The following is an 18,720-nucleotide window of genomic DNA, read 5'->3' as shown; positions in this document are numbered from 1 at the left end:
AAGTTAAATATTTAAAGTGCATTCAGCACCTCGATGGTTCTTGCTACCATCGCTTCAGTAATATCTAAATGAAGAACCAGTCGCACTCTGTAAGGTGCAATGGCATAGCCCAGAATCTGATGTTGTTTCAATTTTTCAACCAGCTCTTTTGCTGTAATACCTTTGGTTTCAAAGATGATGATATTGGTTTCTATAGGTAAAATGCTTGCCACAAAAGGCTTATTTTCCAAAGCCGCTTCAATGAGTCTTGCGTGTTCATGGTCTTTCTGCAGTCTATCTATATTGTTTGTTAATGCATAGATACCTGCTGCGGCTAAAAAACCTGCCTGTCTCATTCCTCCGCCCAGTACCTTTCTGATACGTCGGGCTTGCTTAATGAATGACTTACTACCTAGCAATATACTTCCTACCGGACAGCCCAGGCTTTTGGAAAGGCAAATGGAAATACTATCGAATAACGCACCGTATTGTTGAGGCGACTGGCCTTTTGCTACCATAGCGTTGAACAGGCGAGCCCCGTCTATATGAAATGCCAAATGGTGCTCGGCCCAAACCTGTTTTATTTTCTCCAGTGCTTCCCATTCATAACAACTTCCGCCGCCACGGTTGCTGGTATTTTCTACACATACTAGGCTAGTACGTGCTCTGTGCACATCATCAGGCTGAATGGCTTGGCGTACTTGTTCGGCATTGATACGCCCTCTGTCGCCCGATAATAATTTTACAGAACACCCCGAATTAAAGGCAATCCCGCCTCCTTCGTATTGGTAAATATGTGCATCTGCATCGCAGATAACTTCATCACCCGGTTGTGTATGACATTTGATGGCTATCTGATTGGTCATGGTACCACTGGGGCAGAACAAAGCCGCTTCCATACCAAACATCGAGGCTGCTAGGCTCTCAAGCTCATTGGCGCTAGGGTCCTCACCAAATACATCATCTCCCACACGGGCCTGCATCATGGTATCCAGCATAGCGGGAGAAGGGCGCGTAACCGTATCGGATCGAAAATCGATATAGGTGTTCATAAAATCAGTTGTGAATTCAAATTTACAGGAATGACAGTATTTGCACGAAGTTTGTGTGTATATTTGACAATACCTGCTTGCCTTGCTGGTGTTTTATGCAGGATATCATTAAGAGTGATTTTATAAGATTGCCTACAGATTTCAGGGGCTGTAGGCTTTGTATACTTATATCGTTTGAACTAAAAGTAAATTTGGAAATATGCCTTCATTCGATTTTGTTAGTAAAGTAGATGCGCAGGCGCTCGATAATGCCGTTAATGTAGTTCATAAGGAACTCTCTAATCGTTTTGACTTTAAAGGCTCGCATCTAGTCATTGATTTGGACCGTAAGAATTATATCTTGAAAGTGGAAACAGAGGATGAAATGAAAATGAAGCAGCTGATTGATGTGTTAATCAATCGAGCTCATAAGCAAGGAATTGCTCCGGAAGCATTTGACCTGAGTAAAGAGGGCGGAATGGTTGGTAAAGCGTGGAAAAAGGAAATTTCAGTGCGCAATGGTATTAAACAGGAAGATGCGAAAAAAATCGTTAAGCTGATTAAGGATACCGGACTGAAAGTACAAGCTTCCATTAACGATAATCTGGTGCGGGTAACCGGTAAGAAAATCGATGACCTGCAGTCTGTTATTCAAGCATCCCGCGGCTGGGATCTGGGAATCCCCCTGCAGGTAGAAAATATGAGGAGCTAGGTAAAAATTTCAGGTTTTGGGCCTAATATTTCTTATTTATCAGTTAATATCTTACCTTTGCGCTCCCTTAAGCGCGAAAAAATTATTTAATAATTGTACGGCAAAATCCGTACAACCTTAAAAATCATATAGTTATGAAACAAGGTATCCATCCTGAAAATTACCGCCTCGTGGTGTTCAAAGACATGAGTAACGGTGATGCTTTTTTATGCAGATCTACTGTAAACTCTAAAGAAACCATAAAATGGGAAGACGGTAATGAATATCCGCTGATCAAATTGGAAATTTCCAATACATCACACCCGTTCTTTACTGGTAAAAATGTGTTGGTTGATACTGCAGGACGTATTGATAAATTCAAAAGAAAATACGCAAAGAAGTAATCTTTCAGGTTTAAAAAATATTTATTATTCTATGGTACCCTGCTTCAGCAGGGTATTTTTTTGCTTGCTGGGTTTCGACAATCGTGTAATTATTACACCTCACATTTTATTATCTTAGCGCCTTCAACATGCGGCTGTTATTTTCCCATACCAATATAGATGTGAAAAACTTATATCCTTTTACTCTTACTAGAAGGGTTGAAGATATCAGGGTGGGGATTTTTACTATTCGGGAAAAATGGCTTAAGGGTTTGGGGCTGCGTGAAAGCGCTATTGTAACCTCCTCAGCTGATGATACGCTTATCATTGCGGCTAATATTGTTCCGGGAAAGGGGATGATAAATAAGGTGAAGAAGCTAAAACCCGGACAGCGCATGAGTGATGAAGCAGGCAATACGCTGGTGCAATATGGTATGACAGTCTCCGGTGAACCTGTTGTTGTGGACGATTTTCTAAGAATTGAGTATTCCTGGAATATATTTCAGTATAACGGTCAGGCGTTGACATGGGACTTTGATCTGGCAAGAAAAGGACGGAAGCCGATGAGCAGCCTGAAAAATATCTACGTAAGTAATAAAAAAAATGTTTTTATAGAGAAAGGGGCTGTAGTGAAGCATGCTATTATTAATGCAGATGAAGGTCCGGTGTTTATTGAAAAAGGGGCATTAATAATGGAGGGTGCGCTATTGCGTGGTCCGCTTTATATCGGTAACGGTGCGGTAATAAAAATGGGCGCTAAGATATATGGTGCCACAACTATAGGTCCGGGGTGTACAGTAGGGGGTGAGGTAAAGAACTCTGTACTGTTTGCTTATTCCAATAAGGCGCATGACGGTTACCTAGGCGATTCCGTAATTGGTGAATGGTGTAACCTTGGAGGGGGAACCTCTAATAGTAATTTGAAAAATACAGGGGGGGATATCACAGTGTATTTACAGCGTCAAGCATTTAAAGTAGGTAAGAAATGTGGTGTGTTGATGGGCGATTACACGCGTACTGCTGTAAACACTTCTATTAATTCGGGTACCGTAATAGGCATTAGTGCCAATGTATTCGGTACGGGTCTTACTCCTAAGTATATCCCTTCATTTAGTTGGGGATATGATGATAAGGTAAAGTACAAGCTGGATAAGGCATTGCAGGATATTGAGCAGTGGAAAAGTTTTAAAAATGCCATACTTACTGAAGAAGAAAAACAACTGATCACTAATATTTATAAAAGTAAAACAAAGTAAAATGAGAAAACAAATTGCAGCAGCAAATTGGAAAATGAATCTGACTTATTCGGAAGGTCAACAATTGTTGAGCGATATATTAAAAGAAAATATTGGCGGTAAAGAAAATCATGAAGTGATTTTTGCCGTTCCGTTTCCTTATCTAGCAATGGCTAAAGAAAAAACCAATGGTATTCAAAATTATCATATAGCCGCTCAAAACTGCAGCCATAAAAAATCCGGAGCTTATACAGGTGAAGTATCTGTAGGTATGCTGAAATCTATCGATGTAAATTATTGCATCATCGGGCACAGTGAAAGAAGAGAGTACTTTAATGAGACCAATGAGGTGCTGGCAGAAAAAGTGAACTTGTTATTGGAAGCTGGTATGACGCCTATCTTCTGTTGCGGGGAACCTTTATCTATAAGAGAAGCGGGTACGCAAAACGAATTTGTTGCTAATCAACTGAAAGAATCCTTATTTCATCTGAATGCAGATGATATTAAAAAAGTAATCATTGCTTATGAACCTATCTGGGCTATAGGAACCGGTAAAACCGCTACCACCGAGCAGGCTCAGGAAATGCATGCTTACCTGCGTTCTGTAATTGCAGCGCAATATGGAGCCGATGTAGCTAATGAGATTTCGATTTTGTACGGAGGAAGCGTAAAAGCTAACAATGCAAAAGAATTATTTGCTTGTGCTGATGTAGACGGCGGACTTGTAGGGGGAGCCTCTTTAATCGCTACAGAATTCGTAGAAATAATAAAAGCGTTGAAATAAAATTCAACGCTTTTATCTTTTTATAAAGCTGTATTTATACTTAAAATACCAGATTATTGAGATAGGCGGCACCTTCCTTCACACAATCCAGAGGTGCTTTTTCGTATGCTTCTTGTTCCAGTATGTAGTACTGCATTCCCAGATTTTTAGCTTCGCCTAAAATAGTTTTGAAATCGATAGAGCCGGTACCCACGATACAGCTATTATTGTCATCGCCGTTAGGACGTGCATTTTTCTTACGGTCTTTGATATGGCATAATTTGAAGCGCCATCTGTAGCGTTTCATCCACTCTACCGGATTTTGTCCGGCTGCAACTACCCAATACATATCCATTTCAAAGTCTACTAAGGCGGGGTCGGTGTGTTCCATCAAAATATCCTGTGGAAACTGATTATTTTGCTGACGGAAGCTGTAGTCGTGATTATGATAGGCAAACCGTAATCCGTTTTTCCGGCATATTTCGCCCGCTTTGTTAAATTCATCCGCAATTTTCTTATAATCGTCTAAAGATCTTTGTGGGTCTACCCATGGGCATATCAGATATTTCATGCCAATTTCTCCGGCTTGGGCAGCCTTTTTCTCAAAATCTTTTGTATGGTCACAGTGGCTGCTCACTATAGTGAGACGTAGACTGTCCATGTATTGTTTAAAACCTTTGTGCCCGAGGCCCCAGAACATGCCTTGAGGTCCTTCGTAACTTTCAATTTCTTTATACCCGAAAGAAGCTAGTTGCTTTAGTACGCCTTTTGGGTCTTTAGGCAAATCGTCTCTGAGCGAATATAATTGAATGCCTAGATTTTTGATGGTGCCTTTGTTAGTATTAGCTTTTCCTCCGAAGCAGGAAGCAAATGCTGCACTCATGGCAGCGCCCCCGCTGAGTTTTAAAAAGTCTTTTCTGTTCATGTCCTCGAGTTTAAATGTTTTCGTTTATGAAAAGTCCTGAAGGACCTCTTTGAATACGGATTGCGCTATTTTCTATACATCACATACATGTACCGCCTCTTCTAGGGCTTTAAGTCTATCTTCCTTGGTTTTTCCGGTGGGAATGAATTCCTGAGCCACATATCCTTTAAAACCGGTTTCTACAATGGCTTTCATGATGGCAGGGTAATATAGTTCCTGCTGGTCATTCAGTTCATGTCTTCCTGGTACACCTGCTGTATGATAATGTGCAATGTACTGATGGTTATCTCTAATTGTCTGTATGACGTTGCCCTCATCTACCTGCATATGATAGATATCGTAGAGCAACTTGAAGTTTTCACTTCCTAGGCGCTTACATAGCTCTACACCCCAGGCAGTATGGTCACACATGTAATCCTTGTGGTCTCGTTTGCTATTGAGCAATTCCATTACCAATACCACTTTGTGTTTTTCAGCAAGGGGTAGAATTTTTTTCAAGCCTTCCTCACAGTTTTTTAATCCGGTTTCATCATCCATACCTCTGCGATTACCGCTGAAGCAGATGAGGTTTTTATATCCTGCTTTAGCTACCAGAGGAATACCTTCTTCATAATCTTTTATGAGGGATGCATGAAACTCTTTTCCGGCAAAGCCATCAGTCAGACTTACTTTTCCGGGAATGTAGCACATGCTACAGGTAAGGCCGTGTTTTTGAATAGTAGGCCAGTCTTTAGGTGCCAGCAGGTCTATAGCTGTTATTCCTATTTTTTTTGCAAATACACACAATTCATCCAGCGGCATATTACCATAAGTCCACTGGGTTACACTGTGATTGATATTGCCCTTTAATGGATACATAATTTTTTCGTTATTAGCATAAGTACTCAGTGGGGAAAGACTTGCAGCAATAGAACCGGCGGCAAGCGTTTTTAATACATCTCTTCTGCTAGGCATTAATTTCAACTTTTTTATCGTTTTTAAATACAAGTGCAAATAGTACACTTACTATAGCCGCGATGGCTGCAGGCACCAACCATACATTGTGCCAGTAACCGACATTGTCAGGATTGGTTGCTTTATAATGTTCGGTTACGAACCCTGCTACCCAAAATCCAATGAGCATACCTACACCGTAGGTGGCTAATGTAATTAGGCCCTGTGCTGAGCTTTTGTATTTTTCACCAGCCTTTGCATCGGTATAAATCTGACCTGATACAAAGAAGAAATCATAACAAATACCGTGCAAAGCAATACCGATAATGAGCATAAATGCTAGTTCGCCGGCATTACCATAGGCAAACAATACATATCTTACTATCCAGGCCAGCATACCAATAAGAATGGTATTCTTAAATCCAAATCTATTAAAGAGGAAAGGTATTAAGAGCAGGAATAATACTTCAGAGGCCTGGCCGATGGCCATTTTTGCGGTAGGGTTCTCAAGGCCTACAGCTGTTAAAAATGGATTGGCATTTTGATAGTAAAAAGCCAGTGGAATACAAATTAATATAGATGCAATAAAGAAAATCAAGAAGTTTTTATCCTTTAGTAGTTTCAAAGCATCCAGTCCCAGTATCTGACTTATCGAGGCTCCTTGTTCTGTTTTAGCAGGAGGCGTTTTAGGAAGGGTAAAGCTAAATAATCCCAGTAGCAACGATGCTAGAGACGTCATGAGGAACGTATTTCTTAGTGAGTCGTTAGTAATATTATTTTGTTCATTATCCCAATGGAATACATAGCTGATCAGTACTCCTGCCACAATCCAACCTATCGTTCCGAAAATTCTTATGCTAGGAAATTCTTTTTCGGGATTCGACATCTGACGGAAAGAAACTGAATTTACCAGCGCCAGTGTGGGCATGTACAGAATCATATATACCAGTACATAGGGATAGAACTGTCCTACACTTTCTGCTTTAAACATCATGTACATTAATCCCGCACCAATCAGATGCAATAACCCTAATATTTTTTCTGCATTGAAGAAGCGGTCGGCAATCAAACCAATGATAAAGGGTGCAATGATGGCTCCCCATGACTGCGTGGAGAAGACGTTGGCAATTTCCAAGCCATTAGCCTTGAGGTTGGTTCCTAAGAAGGTTCCGAGGGTTACAAACCATCCTCCCCAGATGAAAAATTCCAAAAACATCATGAGGGATAACTGGATTCGAGTTCCTGATTTCATATGCGTTCGTTATTATGATTTTTTAGAGAAGATTTGATGATAAATGTACAATTATATCCATAAAAAAGCATGTAGCTAAGAAGATTTTCTTCTATTCTTATTGTTATATATAGAGGCAAAATAAATACGGCCCTTACGTTGTGTAAAGACCGTATTTATGATACTTCAATTATATAAGATGTAAAATAATTGCGATGGGGTGAATTACATCTTAGCCATTTCATTTTGATTTTTGTGTGTTTTGCATGCTGCACTATACTTCATGGCAGCTTTCACAAAGTTCACAAAAATAGGCTGCGGGTTTTCAACTGTACTTTTCAGTTCGGGATGATATTGTACACCGATGAAGAAAGGATGCGTTGGCAGCTCTATAATCTCAACCAAGCCACTATCCGGATTTTTACCACTCGCTACCATACCGGCTTGCTCAAAACGTTCCAGATATTTATTGTTGAACTCCCAGCGGTGACGATGTCTTTCACTGATGGTGTCGGTACCGTAAATGGAGCTGGCCAAGCTATTGGGTTTAAGTACGCAGGTATAAGCCCCCAGTCGCATGGTACCGCCCTTTTCGGTAATCTTCTTTTGTTCTTCCATAAGGTCGATTACGGGTTCGGGCGTGTTTTCGTCCATTTCGGTAGAGTTGGCTTGTTTAATGCCTAATACATTTCTTGCAAATTCGATAGCCGCCATCTGCATCCCCAAGCAGATTCCAAAGAAGGGGAGTTTATGTTCACGTGCATACTTTACGGCAGTGATTTTTCCTTCTACACCTCTGATCCCAAAGCCGGGCGCCACCAATAAGCCATCCAGTTCCGACAATTTTTCGGCTACGTTTTCTTCGGTGATGTATTCGCTATGAATATTGACAATCTGTACTTGACATTCGTTCACGGCTCCTGCATGTACGAATGCTTCCAGAATAGATTTATAGGCATCTTGTAATTCCAAATATTTCCCTATAAGTCCTATGCGAACTACTGATTTGGGATATTTCAGTTTGTCTAGGAAGGTGTACCATTTTTCCAAATCCGGCTCTTTATATCCTGTGATGTTCATTTTTTTCAAACAAATGACATCCAGTTTTTCACGAAGCATTGCCAGTGGTACTTCGTAAATGGTGGATTGGTCGGCCGCTTCAATTACTGCTTCCTGTTTTACATTACAGAAGAGAGCGATTTTTCTTTTCAGTTCTGGTGTTAATGATTTTTCGGTGCGGCATACAATGATATCAGGACTTACACCTTCCTGGCTCAGCATTCTTACACTGTGTTGGGTAGGTTTGGTTTTCAGCTCTTTTGCCGCTTTCAGATAGGGGATATAGGTAAGGTGAATTACCACTGTATCTTCTTCGGGTAGTTCCCATTGTAATTGTCTGATGGACTCTACAAAGGGAAGACTTTCGATGTCACCGATGGTACCCCCAATTTCCGTAATCACAATATCATATTCGCCGGTATTGCCCAGCTCCATCATGCGGCGTTTGATTTCATTGGTGATATGAGGTACTACCTGAACGGTTTTCCCCAAGTAGGCACCTTGCCTTTCTTTGTTGATAACAGTTTGATAAATACGACCTGTAGTAACGTTGTTGGCCTGAGAAGTGTAAATGTTCAGAAAGCGTTCGTAGTGCCCCAAGTCAAGGTCGGTTTCGGCACCATCTTCGGTAACAAAGCATTCTCCATGTTCATAAGGATTGAGTGTGCCGGGATCGATGTTGATGTAAGGGTCGAATTTCTGAATCGTCACCCTGAAGCCTCGTGCTTGCAATAGCTTAGCCAGTGATGCAGCAATAATACCTTTTCCCAATGATGATGTTACACCGCCGGTAACAAAAATATATTTGGACATACCCGAAAAAATTTTTTATACTAAGATTTCAGATTTATACGAATTAAATCAATCCCATCCCAATAACTTAATCTTAATCCAAACGGAAAAATAAAATGACCGGCAGAAATAATCCTGAGAAAGGAAATTTGTGTGGTCATGCAAAGATATGCATTATTGGGATAATGGGGTGAGTGGTTTTGCACTTTTTATCCGCACCTGCCTTGCGCTGTTAAGCGCAAGTGCTAATCTTTTGCGATTTTCTTATAGCTGGTAATGATTCCCCGTATTAGGGATGAGCTGAATCCTCTGTGTTCCATTTCGTTCAGCCCTACAATAGTGCAGCCTTTAGGCGTAGTTACTTTATCGATTTCCTGTTCCGGATGGCTATGATGTGTGAGCAGGAGTTCAGCTGCTCCTTTTACAGTTTGAGAAGCAATGAGGCTTGCGGTTTTGGCATCAAATCCAATTTCAATACCACCTTGAATATTGGCGCGCACATAACGAAGGGCGAACGCAGTACCGCAGGCGCCCAGCACGGTTGCCGCATCCATGAGCTTATCATCGATAACGGCTACTTTACCTACAGTGCCAAACATTTTTGTTACCAATTGCACCTGTTTGTCTGTAGCATTTTCATAACTGATGCAGGTCATGCTTTCTCTGATGGCAATGGCTGTATTAGGCATTGCACGAAATACAGGCAATGCTATTGAGGCCATATTTTTCAGGTCGTCTAAAGTTACTCCCGTAATTACCGATATAAGAATATGTTTTTTGGTCAATACAGGCACAATTTCTTTCATCACATTTTCTATCTGGTAAGGTTTTACCGCCAGAATAATTACTTCACTGGAAGCAACAGCCTGAACGTTATCGCTTGTAATATGAACAGTCTTGGGTAGTTCGCCTTTAAGCGTCGCAACATTTCTTTTGGTAATCGTAATGTCTGCAGCATCGCAGAAAGCGCTTTGAATAAGGCCCTGCGCTATGGCAGTTCCTAAATTACCTCCACCTATTATAGCTATTTTTTTTGCCACGGGAATGCGTTTTAAGCTTTATACTTAAATGAACAACATGAAAAGCCTGCCAGCATCTCATTAGGAATGTAAAATGCCGATTGTTTTATAAGCTACTCAGGGCATCTGAAGCAGTTTCCTTGCTCAAATATTTTTCAATGGCTGTATCGTAAATGTTCTGCCATGTTGTAATCTGTCCCCAGTTTTCGCCATCTACCAGTAAGTCCCCAGCGGTTACTGTACCTAGTTGTGCAAACGGTACATCGGTGGGGAGTGCTGCTTCAAAAGCTTTTATTTTATCAGCTGCCACACTTACCACCACTCTGCTTTGCGCTTCTCCAAACAGGAATGCATCTTTACGAAGATTGCTGTTGCTTTTAATATCGAAGCCGAGAGCACGATGGAAACCACTCTCGCAGAGTGTTACAAACAAGCCGCCTTCGCTCACGTCGTGCGCCGAACGAATTAATCCTTCGCTAATCAATTTCAGCACGGCTTGTTGAAGCACATATTCTTCATCCAAATTGAAGTAAGGTGCCGGAGACTTTTTCACTCCGTGAATATGATATAGATACTCCGATGAATTGATATCGTCTTTTTGCGCACCGAGAATATAAATTACATCGCCTTCTTGTTTGAAGTCGAGGGTCATCTTTTTATTGATATCTTCCAGCAGCCCTACCATTCCGATGGTGGGGGTAGGATTTACCGGTCCTTCGGGATTTTGATTATAGAAGCTTACATTACCTCCGGTTACCGGTGTATCAAATTTGCGGCAGGCATCTCCCATGCCTTTAATAGCGTGTACAAATTGATAATATACTTCAGGGTCGTAAGGATTGCCGAAGTTGAGACAGTTGGTAACACCCAGTGGCTGGCCGCCACTGCATACGATATTTCTGGCAGCTTCGCTCACTGCTATTAAAGCACCTTTATACGGGTCGGCATATACATAGCGGCTGTTGCAGTCGGTTGTTACTGCCAGTCCTTTTTGAGTGCCTTTCACCAGTACTACAGCTGCATCTGAAGGTTCATTTGTGGATGTGTTTACAGTGCCTACCATGCTGTCGTACTGATCATAAATCCATCTTTTGGATGCGATAGAAGGCAGCGCAATGATTTTTTCTGCAACTGCTTTCAAGTCTGCAGGTTGTGGAACAGTGGAGGCATCGAAAGCAGCTATCTCTTTGAGATAAGCGGGTTCTTTGTATTCACGTTCATACTGAGGAGCACCACCGCCCAATACTAGCTCTTGTGCAGGTATGGATGCTTCAAGTACTCCGTTCATGTAAAATTTAAGAATACCGTCGTTAGTGACGTGGCCTATAACGGCGCAAGGTAGATCCCATTTTTCAAAAATGGCTTCAATTTCTTTTTCTCTACCTTTTTCTGCTACCAGCAACATGCGCTCTTGGCTTTCACTAAGGAGCAGTTCCCATGCTTTCATATTTTTTTGACGGGTAGGTACTTTCTCTAAATCTATTTTCATACCTACACCACCTTTGGCACTCATTTCGGCTGTAGAGCAAATAATACCGGCAGCTCCCATGTCCTGCATACCTACTACGGCACCGGTTTTTATTACTTCCAAACAAGCTTCCAGTAGTTTTTTTTCTTGGAAGGGGTCTCCCACTTGTACGGCAGGTAGTTCTTGCACACTTTCGGAAGTAATATCTGCCGAAGCAAAGGAAGCTCCACCGATCCCGTCTTTTCCGGTAGCGCTACCCACAAACATTACAGGGTTGCCTTCGCCTTTGGCAGTGGCCGAAACGGTTTCGCCTGTTTTTACAATACCTACACTCATGGCATTTACCAGAGGGTTGGTATGATAGCATTCGTCAAAATATATTTCCCCTGCAACGGTAGGTACACCAAAGCAGTTGCCGTAATGACCAATACCGTGCACTACTCCGGCAAGCAGGTGCTGTGTTTTAGCTTCTTCGAGTTTTCCGAAACGTAGGGAGTTTAAGGCCGCAATGGGTCTGGCTCCCATGGTAAAAATATCGCGGTGAATACCCCCTACGCCTGTAGCAGCTCCTTGAAAGGGCTCCAGTGCAGAAGGGTGGTTGTGTGATTCAATTTTAAAAACCACTCCAAGACCATCGCCAATATCCATCAGTCCCGCATTTTCCTCGCCTGCTGCTACCAACATTTTACCGCCTTCACGCGGGAGTGTTTTTAACCACTTAATGGAGTTTTTATAACTACAGTGCTCACTCCACATGGCGGAGAAGGCACACAATTCGTTGAAATTAGGGGTGCGACCCAATTTTTGTTTGATTAACTCAAATTCTTCTGCTGTTAGTCTTAACTGTTCGGCGGTTTTTACTGTTACTTCCATCTTAATTTATAGGTATAGATCACATTCCTGATTGCGATATCGCGATAGGTCTGTAGGTTTTGCGTTTAAAAAGCGCAAACTTACATGAAATTTTTCATCCCTAACATTGTACTACAGAAAGCCATGGAATAAATATTATCAAATGCAGATGGAATAGGAGATGGGTAGGGTGTGCATCTGATAGCTCAATTGGTGTGGGTGGAGAGTTTGTAAAATTTCAGATGTATTTATAATAAATTTAATATTTAATTTTTCTAGAAATTTGACTAAAAATCCACAAGTTTTTCAAAATTTTTGATGAAAAAAATAAATTTGTATTGTTGTTTTTAGGTGTAATCTTATATTTGCACACAAATTAAATAAACTTACACACAATGTCTTTAAGAATTTCTGCACTTAACAGCATTCCTACTACAAAAGAACAGCCAGGGAAAATTACGCCCAAGATTACTGCAGTATTTGGTTCGCATGTTTTCAGCCTTAAAACTGCCAGAGAATATTTAAGCGACGAGGCATACAAAAGTTTAGTAGCCTCCATCAAAGCTGGGCAAAAGATTGACCGCAGCATGGCTAATCAGATAGCCAATGGTATGCGCGCCTGGGCTGAAAGTAAAGGAGTTACACACTACACTCACTGGTTTCAACCATTAACAGGAACTACTGCCGAGAAACATGACTCTTTTTTCACGTTGAAAAGCGACGGTACTCCAATCGAGGAGTTTGACGGCGCTGCGCTGATTCAACAGGAGCCTGATGCATCTTCTTTCCCTAATGGTGGTCTGCGTGCCACTTTTGAGGCTAGAGGTTATACAGCATGGGATCCTTCTTCTCCTCCCTTTATCATTGAGATCGGTCACGGACGTACACTTTGTATTCCTACCATCTTCATTTCTTACACCGGAGAATCATTAGACTACAAAGCTCCGTTGTTAAAATCAATCGATGCTTTGAATAAAGCAGCCGTTGATGTTTGTCACTACTTCGATAAAAATGTTACTCGCGTTACACCTACTTTAGGTTGGGAGCAAGAGTATTTTGTTGTAGACGAAGGTTTATACAGAGCAAGACCTGACCTAGTTATGTGCGGTCGTACATTATATGGTCACAACTCTGCTAAAAACCAACAGCTGGAAGACCACTACTTCGGTTCTATTCCTGAAAGAGTATATGCTTTCATGCGCGACTTTGAGCATGAGTGTTATAAACTAGGTATTCCGTTGAGAACCCGCCACAATGAGGTGGCTCCTGCTCAATTTGAGTGCGCTCCTATATTTGAAGAAGTAAACTTGGCGGTGGACCACAACACACTGTTGATGGATGTTATGAGCCGCACCGCTTTGAGACATGGTTTGCGCGTATTGCTTCACGAAAAACCTTTTGCAGGTATTAACGGAAGCGGTAAGCACAATAACTGGAGTATGGCTGCCGATACCGGTGTGAACCTGCTGTCTCCAGGTAAAACACCTAAAACCAACTTGATGTTCCTTACTTTCTTTGTGAACGTCATCAAAGCGGTTCATGATTATGCTGATATTTTAAGAGCTTCTATCGCTTCAGCTTCTAACGATCACAGATTGGGTGCTAACGAAGCGCCTCCAGCTATCATCTCTGTGTTCATTGGTGAATACCTGACTAAGGTATTGAACGATGTAAAACAAAGAGTAACCGATAATATGGATGAGCAAGATGAAACCATGCTGAAGCTCGATATCCATAAAAATATTCCAGATCTATTACTCGATAACACAGACCGTAACCGTACATCGCCTTTCGCGTTTACCGGTAATAAATTTGAGTTAAGAGCCGTTGGTTCTTCTGCTAACTGTGCAAGCCCCGTGACGGTACTGAACACTATCGTGGCGCAAACTTTGAAAAACTTCAAGGCTGATGTAGATGCCTTAATCGAAAAAGGTGAGAAGAAAGAAATCGCTATCATGCAGGTGATCAATGAATACATCATCGGTAGCGAGAAAATTCTTTTCGAAGGCGATGGTTACAGCGAAGAGTGGGAAAAAGAAGCTGAAAAAAGAGGGTTGCCCAATCTGAAAACAACTCCGTTGGCCTTGGATGCTATGGTGAGCGAGAAAAATGTGAAACTGTTTGTAGAAAACGGAGTGTACACTCCTTCTGAAATCCATGCAAGACACGAGATCGAACTTGAAAAATACATTAAAAAAATTCAGATTGAGGGAAGAATTATGGGCGAAATGGCAACCAGTATGATACTGCCTCCGGCCATTCGTTACCAAAACCTTCTAGCTAAAAATATCAAAGGATTAAAAGAAGCAGGTTTGACAGAAGAAGCTTACGCTAATCAAAAACAAATCCTTGATAAAATATCTGAACACATAAATAAAGCAAGCGATCTGGTAGAACAAATGATCGAAGCGCGTAAAAAATGTAACGCAATAGAAGATACACGTGAAAAAGCTATTGCTTACGAGCGCGAAGTAAAAGCCGCTTTCTTTGATAAAATCCGCTACCATGCCGATAAGCTTGAGCTGCTGGTGGATGACAAAGAGTGGTATCTGCCTAAATATCGTGAGCTCTTGTTCTTGCGTTAATAATCTGACAACATTTGAATGTTGAACGTTTTATAAACCGTCTGCTTTGTGCAGGCGGTTTTTATTTTAAGACTCCTCTGCATAGTCCTGCAGATAGGTAAAATAAGGGCCCAACTGTCCATTGACAGCGATAGTGGCTCTTTGAAGGGTAGGACTTGGAGAAGCTTTTAGTAAATCGTCTAAGATGTACTTAATCAGTTGCTCCCCGAAGTAGCGGCTGGCATCATGAGGTAATTCATTAGGCAGATTACCTACGGCCATTATATCGATGCTACCCGGCTGATAAGGCGGCGTCTTCTCTAAGGTAGTGCGACTGATACCATACACCGGATCTTCGATGGTTTGACTGCAGATATTGATGGGAACGGATCCATAAGGGTCGTCAGACACATCTGCGATAGTTTGTATGATAAAATCATCGCGCTGAATATCCGACGGACTGAACAGCGGAGGGATGCCTTCTTCCCAGTATACGCCATTCAATAAGACATCGGTTTGCGAAGCGTAAGGTAAAAATCGGCACAAATAATTTTGCGGATTTTTATGAAAGTCTTCTCGTGAATATTTTCCAGTAATCTCATGTTCATAAAGGGAGCTGCCTTTGAGTTGCGTATACACGGGATAGGAAAATCTTCTTACCAAGTAGTCCTCTGGCTCTACTTCGTGAATGCCCATGAGGTTCATTACTTCCACTAGCCCGTGTGCTACACGGCCGCTACCGGTAACTACTACTTTAATGTTGGGTAGCCTTAGTCCGAAATAAGTATGTATCAGCTCTTTAAAATTGCGCTGTTTGTATACACGCTCCAGATGAAATAAACCGGTTCTTTTCCCGTAGGCCATAATGCCGTTGTGAGCTCCTACAATACCGGCAAAGAAACCAAAACCGATGATTCGCCGCCCATCTTCGTGTTCCAGGCATTCGTAATCAACTAGCGTAATATTTTTTTTCAGGATGGTTTGTAGCAGTTTCCTGTTATGCGGTTGCTTTTTCTTGGTATGAGAAAAAAATAGGTAGGTTTTGTTTTCGATAAGACTGTCCACCGGCACTTCTTTAATCCCCAGTAAAATATCGCATTGCTGCATATCGTCAGTAATAATCGCTCCAGCACGTGCATATTCTTCGTCCTTAAAACATCTGATTTCGGAGGGCTGAACAAAAAAGGCGATATTGTTGCGATTGTTAAGCAGCCATTTACACTGATCTGGAGTAAGTGCTACGCGATTGTCCTGGGGTACTTTTTCTTCTTTTATCAGTCCTATTTTAATCATGTATCTTTGAATAAAATTTATAGTTAAAGAATGAAGCAGGTATTGAATAAAATATGGAAGTGGTTAGTCGCTTTTCTGATACCCAAAAGAAGTTGCTGTAAATAAAGCTATATAAATAATGCGGAAATCCATTGTTTTTTAACGATAAATTTCCGTAATATTGCACCCCGTTTTAGCCCAGATGGCGGAACTGGTAGACGCGCTAGACTCAAAATCTGGTTCTCGCAAGGGAGTGCAGGTTCGATTCCTGTTCTGGGCACTTGGGAAAGCATATTTTAAAAGACCCATCTAGTGGGTCTTTTTTTTTAAATTGTTTTATCCTTATTAGTAAATCATTATAGCATATCGTCTTAATGAAAGCGATTATCCGAAAAGACTTGCATTGTATAATAATATTTAGCTATTTTTCTTGAAAAGCCTTAATTTCATTTTTTTAATCAAAAAAGTATAATCATGGCAGATGTAACTCTTACGGCTTATAACGTAAAAACAAAGGAAAAAAATGTTCCTATTCAGGACGCAGTAATATCCCGCACTGCTAAAGGCGGCTATATAGCTAAAGGACACGATGGCAAGGGCAATAAGCTGACTGCGTTACTGGGCGAGGAAAAAGCATTAGCGGCTATCAAGGCCGGAATTGCCAAACAAGACTGGTAATAGAGACTCTTAATAACTTATTTGATAGAACCTCGCTCAGGCGGGGTTTTTTGTTGTGTAATGTACTTTTTTATCATACGGATGCACTTTATTATTATCCTCTCATTAATGGAAACGTTTGCGTAAATAAAGTAGCGCTTAATCCTTCTAAAACTAAAGATTCTATTATACCTTGTACGCAATAATTGTTTTGCCGATGTATCGAAAAATAGTTTTCTTATTATTGCTTGCTTGCAGCATTAAGTATAGTTTAGGCCAGGATGGCTGGCGCTTGCCTAAGGTGACAGAGCCTATATTTAAAAATGTACAGTATCCCATTACCAAGTATGGTGCCATTCCTGATGGGCATACCCTTAATACTCAAGCTATACAAAAAGCCATAGACGAATGTCATGCTAAGGGTGGCGGAATCGTGAGAGTGCCACAAGGATTGTGGTTGACGGGTCCTATTGTATTAAAAAGCAATGTAAATCTGCACTTGGAAACGGGAGCTACTTTGTTATTTACAAAGGATAAAGATCAATATCCTTTGGTAAAAGGTAATTGGGAGGGGATGCCGCAGATGAGAAATCAGTCTCCTATTTCAGCTGAAAATGCTAGTAACATTGGTATTACGGGAAATGGTATTATAGATGGAAATGGTGATGCCTGGCGCCTTGTTAAAAAAGAAAAGTTGACAGCAAGCCAGTGGAAAAAGCTGGTGGCTTCGGGGGGTGTGGTAAAGAACGGCAATTTATGGATGCCTTCGGAGAGCTTTGCTCGTGGATACGAGATGAAAGACCCGGGTAGACTTAGTCCCGAAAAGGATGTGGCTTTCTATCAGTCTATAAAAGATTTTTTACGTCCCAACCTGGTAGTATTTACTAAGTGCGATAAAATTCTGTTGGAAGGTGTTACTTTCCAGAATTCTGCAGCTTGGTGTTTACACCCCCTTATGAGTACAAATATCGTGGTACGTAACATTTTTGTTAAAAATCCCTGGTATGCACAAAATGGCGATGGCATTGATTTGGAAAGCTGTTCCAATGTGCTGATTGAAAATAGTGTTTTTGATGTAGGAGATGATGCGCTGTGTATGAAGAGTGGGCGTGATGCTGATGGACGTGCACGCGCTATGCCTACTCAGAATGTAATTATCAAAGGGTGTACGGTATATGCCTCACACGGGGGATTTGTGGTAGGTAGCGAAATGAGCGGGGGCGTTAAGAATGTGTACGTCAGCAATTGTACTTTTATTGGAAGTGATATTGGCCTGCGTTTTAAAACAACTCGTGGTAGGGGTGGTGTAGTGGAAAATATCTTTATTAAGGATATATATATGAAAGATATTCCTGGAGAAGCCATTTTGTTCGATATGTATTATATGGCCCGCGATCCCATCCCGTTGGAAGGAGAGAAACGCGAGTTGCCTAAAGTAGAGATGCTTCCGGTTGATGAAACCACTCCGCAATTTCAAAACATACATATTAGTAATGTGTATTGCAATGGAGCGAAAAAAGCCATTTTCATACGCGGTATACCCGAGATGCACGTTAAGAATATTCTGATTGAAAACTCCGTTCTTCAGTCAGAACAAGGCGTGGATATTCAGGAAGCCAGCGGAATTAAGTTGAAGAATGTAAGTGTGTATGCTACAAAAGCGGATGTGGTAGTGGATATTGTAAATAGTGATGATGTACAGATTAGTGGGTTGAAGTATGCAGATGGAGCCTCCGTACTATTGCGAGCTGCAGGAGATCGCACTAAGAACATTCGGATTGAGAAAACAGATTATACCCGTGTTAAGGAAAAAGTAATAACTGAGTTGGGTACACCATCTGCCGCAGTACAATTACATTAAGTTAT

General features: G+C 41.3%; 15 protein-coding genes and 1 tRNA gene. 8 read left to right on the top strand and 8 right to left on the bottom strand.

The genetic code is table 11. The annotated features are described in order from the left end of the window. Positions 1-11: 11 nt before the first annotated feature. Positions 12-1,031 carry a threonine aldolase family protein gene (locus V2H41_RS07255; RefSeq protein ID WP_330974473.1) on the bottom strand — a complete coding sequence of 340 codons (1,020 nt, stop codon included), beginning with the start codon at positions 1,029-1,031 and terminating at the stop codon, positions 12-14. Positions 1,032-1,230: 199 nt separating this feature from the next. Between V2H41_RS07255 and V2H41_RS07250 the strand changes: the two genes are divergently transcribed. The 4 genes from V2H41_RS07250 (at position 1,231) to tpiA (ending at position 4,103) form a co-directional block, all read left to right on the top strand. Further along, entirely contained in the window at positions 1,231-1,722 is a 492-nt protein-coding gene (locus V2H41_RS07250; protein WP_330974472.1) for a YajQ family cyclic di-GMP-binding protein, read from the top strand. Positions 1,723-1,856: 134 nt separating this feature from the next. After that, positions 1,857-2,105 carry a type B 50S ribosomal protein L31 gene (locus V2H41_RS07245; RefSeq protein WP_330974471.1) on the top strand — a complete coding sequence of 83 codons (249 nt, stop codon included), beginning with the start codon at positions 1,857-1,859 and terminating at the stop codon, positions 2,103-2,105. Between the two features lie 128 nt (positions 2,106-2,233). Beyond that, positions 2,234-3,340 (top strand): putative sugar nucleotidyl transferase, encoded by a 1,107-nt coding sequence (locus V2H41_RS07240; RefSeq protein WP_330974470.1) that lies wholly within the window; start codon positions 2,234-2,236, stop codon positions 3,338-3,340. 1 nt (position 3,341) lies between these two features. Continuing rightward, positions 3,342-4,103 carry a triose-phosphate isomerase gene (gene tpiA / locus V2H41_RS07235; RefSeq protein ID WP_330974469.1) on the top strand — a complete coding sequence of 254 codons (762 nt, stop codon included), beginning with the start codon at positions 3,342-3,344 and terminating at the stop codon, positions 4,101-4,103. 40 nt (positions 4,104-4,143) lie between these two features. Here the strand turns inward: tpiA and V2H41_RS07230 are convergent, their stop codons facing one another. From V2H41_RS07230 to purL, 6 genes are all read right to left on the bottom strand, one after another. After that, a complete protein-coding gene (locus V2H41_RS07230) occupies positions 4,144-5,007 on the bottom strand; it encodes a TIM barrel protein (RefSeq protein WP_330974468.1) in 864 nt (287 codons plus the stop codon). Positions 5,008-5,079: 72 nt separating this feature from the next. Beyond that, the gene (locus V2H41_RS07225; protein ID WP_330974467.1) at positions 5,080-5,961 is read right to left on the bottom strand and encodes a hydroxypyruvate isomerase family protein; all 882 of its coding nucleotides are present in this window, start codon (positions 5,959-5,961) and stop codon (positions 5,080-5,082) included. Continuing rightward, entirely contained in the window at positions 5,954-7,192 is a 1,239-nt protein-coding gene (locus V2H41_RS07220) for a nucleoside permease (protein ID WP_330974466.1), read from the bottom strand. The genes V2H41_RS07225 and V2H41_RS07220 overlap by 8 nt, the downstream gene beginning before the upstream one ends. Before the next feature lie 204 nt (positions 7,193-7,396). Further along, entirely contained in the window at positions 7,397-9,043 is a 1,647-nt protein-coding gene (locus V2H41_RS07215) for a CTP synthase (RefSeq protein ID WP_330974465.1), read from the bottom strand. Between the two features lie 224 nt (positions 9,044-9,267). Next, positions 9,268-10,062, bottom strand: a complete 795-nt coding sequence (gene proC, locus V2H41_RS07210) for a pyrroline-5-carboxylate reductase (RefSeq protein WP_330974464.1) — start codon at positions 10,060-10,062, stop codon at positions 9,268-9,270. 85 nt (positions 10,063-10,147) lie between these two features. Next, complete coding sequence (gene purL / locus V2H41_RS07205) at positions 10,148-12,382, bottom strand: phosphoribosylformylglycinamidine synthase subunit PurL (RefSeq protein WP_330974463.1); 2,235 nt, start codon at positions 12,380-12,382, stop codon at positions 10,148-10,150. A gap of 374 nt (positions 12,383-12,756) precedes the next feature. On the opposite strand from purL, the gene V2H41_RS07200 reads away from it, so the two are divergent. Continuing rightward, the gene (locus tag V2H41_RS07200) at positions 12,757-14,946 is read left to right on the top strand and encodes a glutamine synthetase III family protein (protein ID WP_330974462.1); all 2,190 of its coding nucleotides are present in this window, start codon (positions 12,757-12,759) and stop codon (positions 14,944-14,946) included. A 66-nt stretch (positions 14,947-15,012) separates the two neighbouring features. Here V2H41_RS07200 and V2H41_RS07195 read toward each other — a convergent pair whose 3' ends face one another. Beyond that, on the bottom strand, positions 15,013-16,218 hold the full coding sequence (locus V2H41_RS07195) for an NAD(P)-dependent oxidoreductase (RefSeq protein ID WP_330974461.1): 1,206 nt from the start codon (positions 16,216-16,218) through the stop codon (positions 15,013-15,015). A 175-nt stretch (positions 16,219-16,393) separates the two neighbouring features. Between V2H41_RS07195 and V2H41_RS07190 the strand changes: the two genes are divergently transcribed. The 3 genes from V2H41_RS07190 to V2H41_RS07180 all read left to right on the top strand — a co-directional run bounded on the left by V2H41_RS07190 (position 16,394) and on the right by V2H41_RS07180 (position 18,715). Continuing rightward, positions 16,394-16,477 (top strand) — tRNA-Leu (locus V2H41_RS07190). Positions 16,478-16,671: 194 nt separating this feature from the next. Then, the gene (locus V2H41_RS07185) at positions 16,672-16,875 is read left to right on the top strand and encodes a hypothetical protein (protein WP_330974460.1); all 204 of its coding nucleotides are present in this window, start codon (positions 16,672-16,674) and stop codon (positions 16,873-16,875) included. 196 nt (positions 16,876-17,071) lie between these two features. Then, positions 17,072-18,715 (top strand): glycoside hydrolase family 28 protein, encoded by a 1,644-nt coding sequence (locus V2H41_RS07180; RefSeq protein ID WP_330974459.1) that lies wholly within the window; start codon positions 17,072-17,074, stop codon positions 18,713-18,715. The last annotated feature ends 5 nt before the right edge of the window (positions 18,716-18,720 follow it).

Origin of the sequence: Niabella digestorum (assembly GCF_036409055.1) — a bacterium.
GTDB classification, from domain to species: domain Bacteria; phylum Bacteroidota; class Bacteroidia; order Chitinophagales; family Chitinophagaceae; genus Niabella; species Niabella composti.
The sequence above is the reverse complement of the archived record's forward strand: the minus strand, read 5'-3'. Positions and strand labels throughout refer to the sequence as shown.

Bases quoted from the DNA above. Each gene is read 5' to 3' on its own strand.
- V2H41_RS07255 (WP_330974473.1), bottom strand. From the start codon at position 1,031: ATGAACACCTATATCGATTTTCGATCCGATACGGTTACGCGCCCTTCT.
- V2H41_RS07250 (WP_330974472.1), top strand. From the start codon at position 1,231: ATGCCTTCATTCGATTTTGTTAGTAAAGTAGATGCGCAGGCGCTCGAT.
- V2H41_RS07245 (WP_330974471.1), top strand. From the start codon at position 1,857: ATGAAACAAGGTATCCATCCTGAAAATTACCGCCTCGTGGTGTTCAAA.
- V2H41_RS07240 (WP_330974470.1), top strand. From the start codon at position 2,234: ATGCGGCTGTTATTTTCCCATACCAATATAGATGTGAAAAACTTATAT.
- tpiA (WP_330974469.1), top strand. From the start codon at position 3,342: ATGAGAAAACAAATTGCAGCAGCAAATTGGAAAATGAATCTGACTTAT.
- V2H41_RS07230 (WP_330974468.1), bottom strand. From the start codon at position 5,007: ATGAACAGAAAAGACTTTTTAAAACTCAGCGGGGGCGCTGCCATGAGT.
- V2H41_RS07225 (WP_330974467.1), bottom strand. From the start codon at position 5,961: ATGCCTAGCAGAAGAGATGTATTAAAAACGCTTGCCGCCGGTTCTATT.
- V2H41_RS07220 (WP_330974466.1), bottom strand. From the start codon at position 7,192: ATGAAATCAGGAACTCGAATCCAGTTATCCCTCATGATGTTTTTGGAA.
- V2H41_RS07215 (WP_330974465.1), bottom strand. From the start codon at position 9,043: ATGTCCAAATATATTTTTGTTACCGGCGGTGTAACATCATCATTGGGA.
- purL (WP_330974463.1), bottom strand. From the start codon at position 12,382: ATGGAAGTAACAGTAAAAACCGCCGAACAGTTAAGACTAACAGCAGAA.
- V2H41_RS07200 (WP_330974462.1), top strand. From the start codon at position 12,757: ATGTCTTTAAGAATTTCTGCACTTAACAGCATTCCTACTACAAAAGAA.
- V2H41_RS07195 (WP_330974461.1), bottom strand. From the start codon at position 16,218: ATGATTAAAATAGGACTGATAAAAGAAGAAAAAGTACCCCAGGACAAT.
- V2H41_RS07185 (WP_330974460.1), top strand. From the start codon at position 16,672: ATGGCAGATGTAACTCTTACGGCTTATAACGTAAAAACAAAGGAAAAA.
- V2H41_RS07180 (WP_330974459.1), top strand. From the start codon at position 17,072: ATGTATCGAAAAATAGTTTTCTTATTATTGCTTGCTTGCAGCATTAAG.